Genomic DNA, 14,235 nt, shown 5'->3' on the forward strand with positions numbered 1-14,235 from the left:
GGAACGCAATGAAAGTCTTATTTCTGGTGCAGAAGGAACAGCGGGCGATCCTCGACCGCCTGTACGATGGCGTCGCGGCCAACTGCGAATGTGACCTGCGCTGGCTGACCAGTGAAGACCAACGTAACCTGCGCCGCTACTTCAAGCGTGAAGTGCAGGTGGAGCGTTATGACCGCATCGTGTTCTTCCTGCGCTTCAAGCAGGAGATCCGCCAGGTGGCGTTCATCCAGACGGTGCCTAACCTGGTCATCCTCGAGCACGACGCCTACCAGAACTACATCCCCTGCAAGTACACCGGCAAGTTCAGCGCGCATTACCGCAAGCTGCCGTGGGCGCGGGTGATCAGTTCGGGCTACATGGTCAGTGAGCGCCTGCGCCAGGAAGGCTTCGACGCGGTATTCGTGCCCAAAGGCTACGATGAGCACCTGCTGACCGACCAAGGGCGTGAGCGCGACATCGAACTGGCGTTCGTGGGCAGCACCAACAGCGTTGCCTACAGTGGGCGCAAGGCGCTGCTGGACGAGCTGGGGCGGGTCGAGAACCTGGTAGTGACCCGTACCAAGTCGGGCGAGGACTACTGCAACACGCTCAACCGTATTCGTTTCTTCGTCAGTGCCGACGTCGGCATGGGCGAATACATGATCAAGAACTTCGAAGCCATGGCCTGTGGCTGTGTGTTGCTGGCGTTCGACCAGGGCGCGGAAGAAAACCGCGCCCTGGGCCTGCAAGACATGCACAACGTGGTGTTCTACGACAGCATTCCGACCCTCCAGGAAAAGCTCGGCCGTTTGCGGGCCGACCCTGCGCTGGCACAGCGGATTGCAGAAAATGGCCGCCATCTGGCGGTTTCCCGTTTCAGTTTCGGTGAAGTTGGACGTAGCATCGTCGACCACATGCGCCCTGCGCTCAGGCCTCAACCGCCGTTGTCTGCCTGGCAGCGGCTACGCCTGAAGCTGGGTATTTAAAAAGAGCTTTCGTGCCTACGGAGCGGGCGCTGGAAGTCGATTGTCGCAATGCGGAGGGAGTCCGGTGCGCTTTTCAAATGAGAGTGACGTCACGCTGGTCGTGACAAGTTGTGGGCGGTTCGATCTGCTCAAAGATACCCTTGAGAGTTTCGATCGCTACAACACCGCGCCCATTCGCGAAGTCTTCATCACCGAAGATTCAGGTGACGAGGCCGTGCATGGGGCAGTGCCGGAGCACTGGAAACCGCACTGCACGGTGTTCGTCAACCGGCCAAAACTGGGCCAGCTGCCGTCGATCGACCTGGCTTATAGCCACGTCAAGACGCCCTACATCTTCCACTGCGAGGATGACTGGCATTTCTATCGGCAGGGCTTTGTCGAAGACTCCCGGGCCATCCTGGAGGTCAGCCCCAACCTGCTGCAGGTCTGGCTGCGCAGCCATGCCCACGACTTGGCCGTGCACAGCCCCTACATCCACCTGGGCGATCGCCAGGTGATCGCGGGCGTGCCGTGCTACCCATTGCTGTCCGAGAAGGCCGACTGGCAAGCGTTTTCGCTCAACCCCGGCCTGCGTCGACTGAGCGATTATCAGCGCTGTGCGCCATTTGCCGCCTATGCTGGAGAAAAGGCGCTTTCCCGTCGCTATTCAGAGTTAAATCTGACAGCGGTCACCTTGGAGGGTGATGCAGTATTGCACACAGGATTTGGTAATCACGTGACCTTGCCGGTAGAAGTAGAGCGCAAGGCCAAACGTCGTCAACGTGATCGAATAAAGCTGGCATTGACGCTGGTGGCGGGTGCCGTAATCGGCATGGGTATCACCATTTTTGTTCAATGAAGTCGCAGTCCCACCTGACTTGAGCGGGAGAGGGGCGCTAACCCCATGAACATCGTCAATATGATGTGGGCAGGCGGTTCGCCGTACATGTCCATCCACAAGGTTCATCGACAGGTGCTGTCTCATGCGGGCCCCGATGCCAGGATCAGCAACTGGCTGCTATTAGGCAGCGGGCTTTGCTGTGGGCTCGGTTCGACCCGGGAGTGGCACATGCCACCGCGTGCGCTCAAGGGCCGGCACCTGTGGCGCCTGCTGCGCCCGTGGCTGCGCATGCGGCTGCGCAAGGCGCTGGCCGAGGCTCAGGCCGAAATCGTGCTGCTCGATGGTGTCGGCGTCGCCCGGCTGGTGCTGCCGCTGTTGCAGCAGATTCCCAACGTACGCGCCAAGGTGCTGTTCCATGGCAAGACACGGCTGACGGCAAGCGACATCCGCTTGTTGCGCACGCTGCCCGCCGAGCGCCTGAGCATTGCGGCGGTTTCCCATACGCTTGCCGAAGCCCTTGAACGTGATCTCGGCAGGCCCGTACAGACCCTGCGCATGGCGCTGGACCCACGGGCGTTCGTCGAGCCGCTGTTGAGCCGCGAGCAGGCCCGGCAAGCGCTGGCGTTGCAGCCTGGCAATGGGCAGGTGTTGGGTGCAGTGGGGCGGCTGGTCGAAAGCAAAGGCTTTGAAATGCTGATCGAGGCGTTTGCCAAGGCCGCTATCCACAAGCCTGATCTGCAACTCGCAATCATCGGTGAAGGCCCCTTGCATGCCGTGCTGCAAGCGCGCATCGACGCGTTGGGCCTGGCCGGGCGTGTGCACCTGTGCGGTCACCGTGAAGACCTACAGCAGCTCTACCGCGCGTTTGACTGGCTACTGGTGCCTTCGCGGTCAGAAGGCTTGGGGTTGGTCGTGCAAGAGGCGGTGATGGCCGATGTGCCGGTGGTCTGCAGCGACCTGTTGGTCTTCCGTGAGCAGTTGCTGGACACCGGTGGCTACCTGCCAATTGCTGACCAATCAGCCTGGGCCGCGGCGATAGAGCGCTGCAGCGTGCCCGGCGCCACGGCGCTGGCTGCCCGGCAACGCCAGGCATTGGCGCCGGAGCAGGCCTGGCAGGCTTTCCAGAACGGTTCGCAAAGCCTGCTGCGCGGTTGAGTGTCAGCGGGCCAGCAGGGCGGCCTCGAAGTCGGCGAGGGGGAACCGGTCACCCAGGTTCTCCCGCTGAATGTAGTTCACCATGTGCTGCACGTTGCGCCGAATCATGCGTGCAGACAGCGGCGGGCGCAGGAAGCGCATGTCGGCCACGTCGATCAAGCCCAGGCGCTGGTCGGGGGTGACCACGACATTGCCCAGGTGCAACGAGCGGAAGTAGACACCGCTGCGGTGCAGTTGGCGGATCAACTCGATCAACCGCGGCAGGTAAGTGTCCCAGCTGAAGTCAGCGTCGCGCGACATTTGCAGCAGCGTACGCCCAGGCAGCGGGCGGTACAGCACCGCCGTTCTGCCGGGCAGGTCAAGCTTGTGCTGGCTGATCACCTCGAGGGTAGGAATGCCCAATTGCGCCAGGCGCGCGGCGTTGTCGACGAAGCGCTGGGAATAGGGGCGCAGCAGCGCAGATGAAATCAGTCGCTTGCGACGAAAAACCTTGAGGAAATTACCATTCTCGAGCAGGTAGACTTTGGCGCCATGGCTGTCTGCCTCTAGCACCTGTGCGCCTAGTGTCAGCTGATCGAATTCGACCTGGGTGAGCCGGGAGCATTGCATGAATAGGGCCTTGTCGTCTGGCGAGCAAAATGACCGGCAATAATGCCGAAAATAATGCGGTAGCACCATGGATGGTGTCTTTGATTCATCGGGGGAAAGGATGTTGTATGAAAAAAACTGGGCGCGCGCCTGGTTAGGATTGGGTCTGGTCTGGTTCTTGGCGGCGATTGCGCTGGCGCCCAGCAATAAGCTGTACCAGCAAGGGCTGGTGCTGTTCTTGTGGTTGCCGACGTTGCTGTTGGCGTGGTCTGCCCGGCAGGTGCTGGCTGAGGCTTGCCGGCGCCAGCCGGCGTTGTGGGCGAGCGTGCTGCTGTTGCTGGCGTGGAGCGGGATCAGTTTGGCCTGGTCGCCGTCAGAGGAACCCGGGCGCGAAATCAAGCGGCTGATTTATATCCTGGTGTTTCTGATGGCATTCCCGCTGTTGGCGCAGCGTGGTCAGCGGCGAATTCGCCACTTGTTGGCGTTTGGCAGCGGCTTGCTGGGCCTCGCCGCGCTGATCTCGATCATCAACTTCTATGGTGTGCAGGGCAACCCGCTGCCGGTACGGCTGGGGGGGATCGGCGAGATTTCGCACCCGATCCTGGGCGCTTATGTGATTGGCGCTGCCGCGCTGCTGCTGCTTTACCAACCGCCGCGTCATCGCGGCCTGCAGTTGGCCTGGCTGGTGGCGCTGGCCTGCCTGGGGGCCTTCGCGGTGCTTAGTCAGAGCCGTGGCGCGGTGCTGGCCCTGGTCATCACTGTGGTGCTGGCGCCGCTGTGGTTCCGCGACCGCCACAGCCGGCTGTTCGCCATCCTCGCCATGATCGCCACCGCTGCGGCCTTCTACACCCTGTTCAGCCTGATCGCCGAGCGCGGCTCATCGTACCGCCCGGAGATTTTCCATGCGGTGCTGAACATGATCGCCGCCCACCCTTGGACTGGGCTGGGGCTGGGCGCGGCGTACGATGTGAACGCCGTTGGCCTGCACTTCGACCATACCCACAACATGTTCACCCACGTTGCCGTGGAAATGGGCCTGCCCGGCATGCTGCTGTGGGTGGCCGTGTGGCTGTACACCCTGGCTGAAATTGTCCGGGCACGCGGCACGCTGTTCGGCAAGATCCTGCTGTGCTTCTGGGTTTACTCGACCCTGGCCATGCAGTTCGATGCCGCCAGCCTCACTGGTACGCCGCGTGCAGAGTGGTTCATCAGCTGGCTGCCGGTCGGCCTGGCCATGATGTTGCCTTGGGGGCGTGCCGAAAATGACGCCTGTGGTAAAATTTCCGGTTCAACCTGAACAGCGAGCTCGATGATGGCCGAAACACCGCGAACCGCGGAGCATACCTCCAGCCTGAAGATCTACTTCCGGCTGCTGAGCTACGTGAAACCCTATGCCGGCATTTTCCTGCTGAGCATCGTCGGTTTCGTGATCTTCGCCTCGACCCAGCCGATGCTGGCCGGGATCCTCAAGTATTTCGTCGATGGCCTGAGCAATCCGCAAGCGGTGTTGTTCCCTACCGTGCCTTACCTGCGCGACCTGCAGCTGCTGCAGGCGGTGCCGCTGCTGATCATCCTGATCGCGGCCTGGCAGGGGTTGGGCTCGTTTCTGGGCAACTACTTCCTGGCCAAGGTTTCCCTGTGCCTGGTGCATGACCTGCGTGTGGAGTTGTTCAACAAGTTGCTGGTGTTGCCCAACCGCTATTTCGACAACCACAACTCGGGGCACCTGATCTCGCGCATCACCTTCAACGTGACCATGGTCACCGGCGCTGCGACCGACGCGATCAAGGTCGTGATCCGCGAAGGCCTGACGGTGGTCTTCCTGTTCGCCTACCTGCTGTGGATGAACTGGCACCTGACCTTGGTGATGGTTGCCATCCTGCCGGTGATTGCAGTGATGGTCAGCGTTGCCAGCAAGAAATTCCGCAAGCAGAGCAAGAAGATCCAGGTGGCCATGGGCGACGTGACCCACGTCGCCTCCGAGACCATCCAGGGCTATCGCGTGGTGCGCAGCTTCGGCGGCGAGGCTTACGAACAGCAGCGTTTTGGCCGCGCGAGCCAAAGCAACACCGACAAGCAACTGCGCATGACCAAGACCGGCTCGCTGTACACGCCGATGCTGCAGTTGGTGATCTACACCGCCATGGCGGCCTTGATGTTCCTGGTGCTGTACCTCCGTGGTGACTCGACCGCCGGTGACCTGGTGGCCTACATCACCGCGGCTGGCCTGCTGCCGAAACCGATCCGCCAGCTGTCCGAAGTCAGCTCGACCATCCAGAAGGGCCTCGCCGGTGCAGAAAGCATCTTCGAACAGCTCGACGAAGAGCCCGAGGTAGACACGGGCACCCTTGAGAAGGCGCAGGTAGAAGGCCGTCTGGAAGTGCGTAACCTCAGCTTCACCTACCCCGGCACCGACCGTGAGGTGCTGAGCGATATCAGCTTTGTCGCTGAACCGGGGCAGATGATTGCCTTGGTAGGCCGCTCCGGCAGCGGCAAGTCGACCCTGGCGGCGTTGATTCCGCGCTTCTATCACCACGACAAAGGGCAGATTCTGCTCGATGGCGAGGAGATCGAGAACTATCGCCTGCGCAATTTGCGTCGCCATGTGTCCCAGGTCACCCAGCACGTCACCTTGTTCAATGACACGGTCGCCAACAACATCGCCTACGGCGACCTGGCCGGTGCACCGCGCGAGGACATCGAGGCGGCGGCTGCCGATGCCTATGCCAAGGAGTTCGTCGACAAGCTGCCGAAAGGCTTCGATACCGAGGTTGGCGAGAACGGCGTGTTGCTGTCCGGCGGCCAGCGCCAGCGCCTGGCGATTGCCCGCGCGTTGCTCAAGGACGCGCCACTGCTGATCCTCGACGAGGCGACCTCGGCGCTGGATACCGAGTCCGAGCGGCATATCCAGGCCGCACTGGATCACGTGATGGAAGGGCGGACCACCTTGGTCATCGCCCACCGCCTGTCGACCATCGAGAAGGCCGACCTGATTCTGGTCATGGACCAGGGCCGCTTAGTAGAGCGCGGTACCCATGCCGAGTTGCTTCAGGCGAATGGCCATTATGCCCGCCTGCATGCGATGGGCCTGGATGAGCCGGCCAAGGCCGATATCACCTGAACCTCGTTGATCGGGGCCTCGCCGGCCCCGATTGTCACCGGAATTTTCATGGGCCCGATCTGGCCATAAAGCCGTCGCTTACCCTGTGCTAATATCCTGCCCCTGTTCATTATTTTCATATGGGTTGCCCATGAAGTTGTCCATGCCGCGTTTCGATCAAGCCCCGGTACTGGTGGTCGGCGATGTCATGCTCGACCGCTACTGGCATGGCGGTACTTCGCGTATCTCGCCTGAAGCGCCAGTCCCGGTGGTCAAGGTCGATCAGATCGAGGATCGCCCCGGCGGCGCGGCCAACGTTGCCTTGAACATCGCCGCCCTGGGCGCACCGGCGTCGCTGATCGGTGTCACCGGCCAGGACGAGGCCGCCGACAGCCTGGCCAACAGCCTGCAAGCTGCGGGCGTGCGCTCGGTGTTCCAACGCATCGCGCACCAGCCGACCATCGTCAAGTTGCGGGTCATGAGCCGCCACCAGCAACTGCTGCGTATCGACTTCGAAGAACCGTTCGCCACCGACCCGCTGTCGTTGGGCGCGGAGGTCGACAGCCTGCTCGATGGCGTCAAGGTGCTGGTGTTGTCCGACTACGGCAAAGGTGCGTTGAAAAACCACCAGAGCCTGATCCAGGCCGCACGCGCCAAGGGCATTCCGGTGTTGGCCGACCCCAAGGGCAAGGATTTTTCCATCTACCGCGGTGCCAGCCTGATTACCCCGAACCTCAGCGAGTTCGAAGCCATCGTCGGCCGTTGCGCCGATGAGGCGGAGCTGGTCGCCAAGGGCCTGCAGCTGCTGCTGGACCTCGACCTGGGCGCCTTGCTGGTCACCCGTGGCGAGCATGGCATGACCCTGCTGCGTACCGGCCAACCTGCATTGCACTTGCCGGCCCGGGCGCGCGAAGTGTTCGATGTGACCGGTGCCGGCGATACCGTGATCTCTACCCTGGCGGCAGCCATCGCGGCCGGTGAAGAACTGCCACACGCGGTTGCCTTGGCCAATCTGGCTGCGGGCATCGTGGTAGGCAAACTGGGCACGGCGGCAATCAGCGCGCCTGAGCTGCGCCGGGCGATCCAGCGCGAAGAAGGTTCCGAGCGCGGTGTGCTGGGCCTGGAACAACTGCTGCTGGCGATTGATGATGCGCGTGCGCACAACGAGAAAATCGTCTTCACCAACGGCTGCTTCGATATTCTGCATGCCGGCCACGTCACCTACCTGGAGCAGGCGCGGGCCCAGGGCGATCGGCTGATCGTCGCGGTCAACGACGATGCGTCGGTCAGCCGCCTTAAAGGCCCAGGCCGCCCGATCAACAGCGTCGACCGCCGCATGGCGGTACTGGCGGGGCTAGGGGCGGTGGATTGGGTGATCAGCTTCCCGGAAGGTACGCCGGAAAACCTGCTGAGCCAGGTGAAGCCGGATGTGCTGGTCAAAGGCGGCGACTATGGTATCGACCAGGTGGTCGGCGCCGATATCGTCAAGGCCTATGGCGGGACCGTGAAGGTGCTCGGGCTGGTTGAAAACAGCTCGACCACGGCGATTGTCGAGAAGATCCGCAAGCATTGATGTGCCTGCGCACTGCGCGGTCGTTGTACCTGCGCACTGCGCGTTTGTTGTACCCGTACAACGCGCGGTCGTTGTACCTGCGCACTGCGCGTTTGTTGTACCCGTACAACGCGCGGTCCTTGTACCTGCGCAATGCGCGTTTGTTGTACCTGCACAATGCGCGGTCGTTGTACCTGTGCAATGCGTGGTCATTGTAGGAGCAGCCTTGTGCTGCGAAGAGGCCGGTGAAAGCACCATAGATTGAGGGTGATTTCACCGGCCTCTTCGCAGCACAAGGCTGCTCCTACAGGGCGCGCGCGTGAATTTATTTGTTCAGCGACGTCCGCGCCCGCGCTAGCAGCGCCCGTGCCTTGTCGCCAAACCGCTGCAGGTGTGAAGCCCGCCCTGGCTTGGCCTCCACCAAGCCCTGCTGCTTCACCCAATCCCGCCAGCGAATCCGCTCATCGGTGACCACCCAGCCTTCTTGCCGGGCAAAGCTCTCTGCCAGGTAAAGCCCGCGTGTGCTCGCCGGCACCAGCTCGTCCTTTTTCAGCGTATAGAGCTCGGCCAACGGTCGGCCTTCTTCCAGTGGCATCAGGTACAGGTCTGGGCGCTTGCGATTCAGTCGGGCCACCAATTGGTCACCTTCCAGGCGTTCGTCGACATGGAACAAGCTGAGCTTTTTGGCGTCCTTGGGTACCTGCAGGCGCATGTCATAGATCAGCTGCAACGAGGCGGTCGGCAAGTGCACGTAGGCCCGTGGCCGCTCCAGCAGCATCAGCTTGCCGCAATGCACCGGCCGTGCCGCGCCAGACTCCGGCGTCAGCACAAAAGGCAGCGCTTCGCGGTAGTGCAGTGCGGCGGCGTAGGGCGCCGGTAGCCAGGTGTCGTTGAAGCGCCCGCCCAGCCAGCCTTCCGGTGTTTCCAGCAAACACTCCTCGGCCACTTCCTGGACGGCGGTGTGCAGCGGCAAGTTGAGCTCTTGAGCGGGGACGTAGCCTGAAATCAGCTTCAGCACCACGTCGCCACGGTCCTGGCGCCGCTGGCGCACCAGTACCCAGTAATCACGGTTTTGCCAATGCAGGGTCAGGCGTACCGAAACGCCCAGGTTGGCCAGCTCGGCCACGAAACGCTGAGTGTCGGGCAATTGGATGGCCCTGCGCCGCTGTTGGGTCTGGGCGAAGTTCAGCGGCATGCCGATGCTCTGGTAGACCAGGCCTTCGGCAGTTGCCTCGACATGCAGCGGCAGTGTCTTGAAGTTGCTCGGGTTCTTGCGGATCAGCGTACGCGGCACGAGGTTCCTCCTCCTGTCGGACGCCCGCGAGGGCGGCTCAATGCTGGCCCAGAATTCGGGCCACGGTGGCCACGTTATGGGCCAGGTGCAAGGGATTGATGGTGCCGACGATAGCACTGCTGACCCCCGGGTGGGAGAACAGCAGCTCGAAACTGGCCTGCACCGGGTCAACCCCAGGCGCCAGGCAGATGTGCCCGCTGGCCAAGGCTTTTTTAACCAGAATCGCCTTGCCGTGCTCGGCAGCGTAGTCCAGCACCGGGCGTTCTGCCTGCTCGTTCAGGTTGTAGGTGACCATGGCGCAGTCGCCCTGTTCCAGGGCTTTGAGGCCGCCAGCGACGGTCTTGCCGGACAGCCCGTAGCCGAGGATCTTGCCTTCCTGCTTGAGGGCGGCCAGTGTCTGGTAGACCTCTTGCTGTTCGAGGATGGCCAAGTCATTGCCGTCGGAATGCACCAACACCAGTTCGATGTGGTCGGTTTCCAGCAGGCGCAGGCTGCGTTCGACCGAGCGGCGGGTATGGGCGGCGCTGAAGTCGAAGTGGGAGAGCCCGTTGTCGAATTCTTCGCCGACCTTGCTGACGATCACCCACTCATCACGCTGGCCGCGCAGCAGCGGGCCAAGGCGCTCTTCGCTGCGGCCATAGGCCGGGGCGGTGTCGATCAGGTTGATCCCCAGTTCGCGCGCCTGGGCCAGCAGCATGCGGGCCTCGTCATCGCCGGGGATGGTGAAACCGGTCGGGTACTTCACGCCTTGGTCGCGGCCCAACTTGACCGTGCCCAGGCCCAGGGGCGAAACGGTGAGGCCGGTGCTGCCCAGGGGGCGATGGAAGTCGTGCAGGGTCGGCAGGCTCATGGCAGCAGTTGCTCCCAAGCAGGTACGCCCAGCGCAGGGCGTGGCAGGCCAGAGAGATCGGCTTGGGCACTGGGGCGTATGCCATCGCGCTCAAGCTTGGCGATTACCCGGTCGCTGAAGTCCGGGGCCAGCGCCAACTTGGTCGGCCAGCCCACCAGCAGGCGTTGCTGGTCGGCAATAAACGCGTTGTCCGGGCGTACCAGGCCCGACTGTGCCGGTTCGGCGCGGTCGACGCGCAATGTCGCCCAGCGAATCTGGCTTTGGTCGACCCACGGCAGCAGGTTGCCGATTTCCTTTTGCGCCGCGGCAATCTGCGCGGCAGGCTCACGCGCTACGCCATCGGCCTCGGCCAGGTCGCCGCCGAGGTACCAGACCCACTGGCCATCCGCCGCCGGGTGGGTGGTAATGGTGACCCGTGGCTTGGGCCCGCCGCCCAGGCAGTGTGCATACAGTGGCTTGAGGTTCGGCCCCTTGGCCATGACCATGTGCAACGGGCGACGTTGCATGGCCGGCTGGCTCAGGCCCAAGGCGTGCAGCACGTCTTCGGTGCCGGCGCCGGCGCTGAGCACGATACGTTGCGCACGGATTTCACGGTCGTCCACGCGCAGGCCAACCAGCTCGTCGCCATCACGCAGGGGTTCGATACGTTCGCCGGCGAGCAGGCTGTCGCCGGCCAGCTCGGCCAGGTTGGCCAGCAGGCTGGGCACGTCGATGACCAGCTCGGCCAGGCGATAGACCTTGCCCTTGAAGTCACGGTCCTGCAGGGCAGGCGGCAGTTGCTCACCCTTGACCTGATCGACGCGGCCGCGCACGGCCTTGCTGGCAAAGAAGCTGGTGAGGTTGCCGGCCAGGGTGCCGGGGGACCAGAGGTAGTGCGCGTCGGACAGCAGGCGCGTCTTGCCCAGCGGCAGCTCGCCATCGCCCGCCAAGGCCTCGCGCCAGCGTCGCGGCATGTCGGCGATCGCTTCCGAGGCGCCGGTCAGGGCGCCGTGCAGGGCGTACTTGGTGCCGCCGTGGATGATGCCCTGGGACTTGATGGTCTGCTCGCCACCCAGGCTGGCGCGTTCCACCAGCACGGTCGAATAGCCCTGGCGGCGCAACCGGGCATTGAGCCAGAGGCCTGCGACCCCGGCGCCGACGATCAGCACGTCAGTGGAAATGGCGGTTGGCATGGCGGTACCTCGAAGACTGGGACAGCTGGCAAGTATACAGCCCGCATCAATGCCCGGCAGTTTTCGAAAACAGCTGAATCACAACCACCCCGCCAACGATCATCGCCATGCCCAGCATTGCGGGCACATCCAGCTTCTGCCCGTAGATCACCAGCGCTGCCACGCTGATCAGCACAATCCCCAGCCCCGACCAGATGGCATAAGCGATACCCACCGGAATGCTGCGCACCACCAGGGTCAGCATCCAGAAGGCAATGCCATAACCGACCACCATCAACAGCAATGGCAACGGCGTGCTCAGGCCCTTCACTGCTTTCATGGAGGCAGTGGCGATGACTTCGGCGCAGATGGCAATAGCGAGGTAGGTGTAGGCGTTCATGGCAATTCTCCGGTGACTAGTCGGGCATTCTAGACGCCGCCTGGATGCGGTAAAGTCATTACCTATCACCATGGGAGATAGGTTGATGGCGGAACACTGGAACCTCGACCAACTGCGCACCTTCGTCCGCGTCGTCGAGCTGCGCTCGTTCTCCGCCGTTGCCCGTGAGCAGCGCAAGGCGCAGTCGGCAATCAGCACTGCAATCGCCATGCTTGAAGCCGACCTGGGCGTGACCCTGTTCGACCGCAGCAGCGGCCGCCAGCCTAAGTTGACCGAAAACGGTACCGCGCTGTTGGAGGACGCCCGCGAGCTGCTGCGCCAATGCGAGCGCCTCGACGGCCGTGCCCTGGCCCTGATGCGTGGGCAGGAAGCCCTGCTGCGTGTCGCCCAGGACGAGGCCATGCCCTATCAACCGGTGATCGACAGCCTCGATGAACTGGCCAGCCGCTACCCGTACCTGGAAGTGCAACTGGCCAGCGGCGCCCAGGGCGATGTGGCGCGCAAGCTGGTGGAGCGGCGTGCTGACCTTGGCCTGTTCTTTCATCACGAAAGCATGCCGGCATCGCTGGAGCGTCGTGCCTTGGGCAGTGTGGAAATGGTCACGGTGTGCGCGGTCGGCCATCCACTGGCGCAGCAGGCCAAGGTCAACCGCCAGCAGTTGGCGCGCCATCGCCAGCTATTGATCACCCCGCAACAGAGTGGCTACCCCGGCGGCGAGGCGATCAGCCCGCAGATCTGGCGTGCCGACAGCTTCTACGCCATGGCCGAGCTGCTGATGCGTGGCCTGGGCTGGGCGTGGTTGCCCCGGCACGTGGTGCAGTACCCCACTTACCAGGCGCACATGGTCGAGCTCGCCAGCGAGTGGCGGCCACCGGCACTGGTCGTAGAACTGGCTTGGCGCCGTGACGAGCCATTGGGGCCTGCCGCGCAATGGCTGGCCGAGCGCTTTGCGGTGCACCTGCGCGCGATCGGGTAAACTTCGCCGCCATGAACAGAACTCTTTATACCTTGCTGTTTCACCTGGGCCTGCCACTGGTTGCGCTGCGCCTGTTCCTGCGGGCGCGCAAGGCACCGGCCTACGGCCAGCGCATCGGCGAGCGCTTTGCCTTCGGCCTGCCGCCCATGCGCCAGGGCGGCATCTGGGTGCATGCGGTGTCGGTGGGCGAAAGCATTGCCGCCGCGCCCATGGTGCGGGCGCTGCTGAAGGCCTACCCAGGCCTGCCGATCACGCTTACCTGCATGACCCCGACCGGGTCGGAGCGCATTCGTGCGATGTTCGCCGATGAACCGCGCGTGCAGCATTGCTACCTGCCCTACGACCTGCCGTGGGCGGCTGGGCGTTTTCTCGACCATGTGCAGCCGAAGCTGGGCATCATCATGGAAACCGAACTGTGGCCTAACCACATTCACCAGTGTGCCAAGCGTGGCATCCCGGTGGCGCTGGCCAATGCGCGGTTGTCCGAGCGCTCGGCCCGTGGTTATGGGCGTTTTGCCAAGTTGACCCGGCCGATGCTCGCCGAGATGAACCTGATCGCGGTACAGACCGAAACCGAAGCGCAGCGCTTTCGCGACCTGGGCGCGCGCCCTGAATGCGTGCAGGTGACCGGTTCGATCAAGTTCGACCTGAAGGTCGATGACCAGTTGCTGCCGCGCGCCAAGGCGCTGCGCGAGCAATGGGGCGCCAGCCTGCGCCCGGTATGGATTGCCGCCAGCACCCATGAAGGTGAAGACGCGCTGATCCTGCAGGCACATCAGAAGCTGCTGCAGGTGCACGGCGATGCGCTGCTGATCCTGGTACCACGCCACCCCGAGCGGTTCGATGCAGTGCATGCCCTGTGCAGCGAACAGTTCACCACCGTGCGCCGCTCTGCCGGCACCCCGGTCGATGACCAGGCCCGCGTGCTGCTTGGCGATACCATGGGCGAGTTGCTGTTCCTCTACGCCCTGGCCGACATCGCCTTCGTCGGCGGCAGCCTGGTCGCCACTGGCGGCCACAACCCGCTCGAGCCCGCAGCACTGGCTTTGCCGGTGATCATGGGGCCGCATGTGTTCAACTTCCTGGAGATCAGCGCGATGCTGAAGGACGCTGGGGCGTTGCAGCAGATTGAAGATGCCGACGGGCTGGCCGAGGCGGTGCGGCGGTTGATCGAGTTGCCGCAGGATCGCCAGCGCATGGGCGAGGCGGGCAGGGCGGTGATGCGGGCAAACCAGGGCGCCTTGCAGCGGTTGCTGGATGGTCTTGCTGCGATTATCCGCTGAGATAGGCGATTGCTTTTTCGCGGGTAAACCCGCTCCCACAGGGTTGGTGCTTTCCTTGCGAGCTGCACGAAACCTGTGGGAGCGGGTTTACCCGCGAATGG

The 14,235-nt window shown here is 63.3% G+C and carries 14 protein-coding genes; 9 read left to right on the plus strand and 5 right to left on the minus strand.

Annotation, left to right across the window (positions count from 1 at the left end):
• Nucleotides 1-8: 8 nt before the first annotated feature.
• The 3 genes from GIB19_RS01250 to GIB19_RS01260 all read left to right on the plus strand — a co-directional run bounded on the left by GIB19_RS01250 (nt 9) and on the right by GIB19_RS01260 (nt 2,940).
• The gene (locus GIB19_RS01250; RefSeq protein WP_274882976.1) at nt 9-965 is read left to right on the plus strand and encodes a glycosyltransferase family protein; all 957 of its coding nucleotides are present in this window, start codon (nt 9-11) and stop codon (nt 963-965) included.
• 64 nt (nt 966-1,029) lie between these two features.
• Entirely contained in the window at nt 1,030-1,803 is a 774-nt protein-coding gene (locus GIB19_RS01255) for a glycosyltransferase family 2 protein (RefSeq protein WP_027592490.1), read from the plus strand.
• Nucleotides 1,804-1,848: 45 nt separating this feature from the next.
• The gene (locus GIB19_RS01260; RefSeq protein WP_265969828.1) at nt 1,849-2,940 is read left to right on the plus strand and encodes a glycosyltransferase; all 1,092 of its coding nucleotides are present in this window, start codon (nt 1,849-1,851) and stop codon (nt 2,938-2,940) included.
• 3 nt (nt 2,941-2,943) lie between these two features.
• Here GIB19_RS01260 and GIB19_RS01265 read toward each other — a convergent pair whose 3' ends face one another.
• Nucleotides 2,944-3,549, minus strand: coding sequence for a hypothetical protein (locus tag GIB19_RS01265; protein WP_027592492.1), 606 nt, complete (start codon nt 3,547-3,549; stop codon nt 2,944-2,946).
• Nucleotides 3,550-3,649: 100 nt separating this feature from the next.
• On the opposite strand from GIB19_RS01265, the gene GIB19_RS01270 reads away from it, so the two are divergent.
• The 4 genes from GIB19_RS01270 (at nt 3,650) to GIB19_RS01285 (ending at nt 8,398) form a co-directional block, all read left to right on the plus strand.
• On the plus strand, nt 3,650-4,825 hold the full coding sequence (locus GIB19_RS01270; RefSeq protein WP_265969829.1) for an O-antigen ligase family protein: 1,176 nt from the start codon (nt 3,650-3,652) through the stop codon (nt 4,823-4,825).
• 15 nt (nt 4,826-4,840) lie between these two features.
• Nucleotides 4,841-6,649: a lipid A export permease/ATP-binding protein MsbA gene (gene msbA / locus GIB19_RS01275; protein ID WP_027592494.1), complete on the plus strand. Its 1,809-nt coding sequence runs from the start codon at nt 4,841-4,843 to the stop codon at nt 6,647-6,649.
• Between the two features lie 130 nt (nt 6,650-6,779).
• On the plus strand, nt 6,780-8,201 hold the full coding sequence (gene hldE / locus GIB19_RS01280) for a bifunctional D-glycero-beta-D-manno-heptose-7-phosphate kinase/D-glycero-beta-D-manno-heptose 1-phosphate adenylyltransferase HldE (protein ID WP_027592495.1): 1,422 nt from the start codon (nt 6,780-6,782) through the stop codon (nt 8,199-8,201).
• Nucleotides 8,201-8,398 (plus strand): hypothetical protein, encoded by a 198-nt coding sequence (locus GIB19_RS01285; RefSeq protein ID WP_099430598.1) that lies wholly within the window; start codon nt 8,201-8,203, stop codon nt 8,396-8,398. Before hldE ends, GIB19_RS01285 begins: the two co-directional genes overlap by 1 nt.
• A 107-nt stretch (nt 8,399-8,505) precedes the next feature.
• Here GIB19_RS01285 and GIB19_RS01290 read toward each other — a convergent pair whose 3' ends face one another.
• From GIB19_RS01290 to GIB19_RS01305, 4 genes are read right to left on the minus strand one after another with little or no spacing between them, the layout of a single operon-like run.
• Nucleotides 8,506-9,474 (minus strand): hypothetical protein, encoded by a 969-nt coding sequence (locus GIB19_RS01290; RefSeq protein ID WP_027592496.1) that lies wholly within the window; start codon nt 9,472-9,474, stop codon nt 8,506-8,508.
• A gap of 37 nt (nt 9,475-9,511) precedes the next feature.
• Nucleotides 9,512-10,324, minus strand: a complete 813-nt coding sequence (locus GIB19_RS01295; protein ID WP_085272294.1) for an aldo/keto reductase — start codon at nt 10,322-10,324, stop codon at nt 9,512-9,514.
• Nucleotides 10,321-11,496, minus strand: a complete 1,176-nt coding sequence (locus GIB19_RS01300) for an NAD(P)/FAD-dependent oxidoreductase (protein ID WP_027592498.1) — start codon at nt 11,494-11,496, stop codon at nt 10,321-10,323. Before GIB19_RS01300 ends, GIB19_RS01295 begins: the two co-directional genes overlap by 4 nt.
• 46 nt (nt 11,497-11,542) lie before the next feature.
• A complete protein-coding gene (locus GIB19_RS01305; RefSeq protein WP_008095055.1) occupies nt 11,543-11,875 on the minus strand; it encodes a DMT family transporter in 333 nt (110 codons plus the stop codon).
• A gap of 85 nt (nt 11,876-11,960) precedes the next feature.
• Between GIB19_RS01305 and GIB19_RS01310 the strand changes: the two genes are divergently transcribed.
• Complete coding sequence (locus tag GIB19_RS01310) at nt 11,961-12,851, plus strand: LysR family transcriptional regulator (RefSeq protein ID WP_085272295.1); 891 nt, start codon at nt 11,961-11,963, stop codon at nt 12,849-12,851.
• A gap of 11 nt (nt 12,852-12,862) precedes the next feature.
• Nucleotides 12,863-14,134 carry a lipid IV(A) 3-deoxy-D-manno-octulosonic acid transferase gene (gene waaA, locus GIB19_RS01315; protein ID WP_274882987.1) on the plus strand — a complete coding sequence of 424 codons (1,272 nt, stop codon included), beginning with the start codon at nt 12,863-12,865 and terminating at the stop codon, nt 14,132-14,134.
• The last annotated feature ends 101 nt before the right edge of the window (nt 14,135-14,235 follow it).

It is taken from the genome of Pseudomonas sp. ITEM 17296, from assembly GCF_028895205.1.
Classification (GTDB): domain Bacteria; phylum Pseudomonadota; class Gammaproteobacteria; order Pseudomonadales; family Pseudomonadaceae; genus Aquipseudomonas; species Aquipseudomonas kermanshahensis.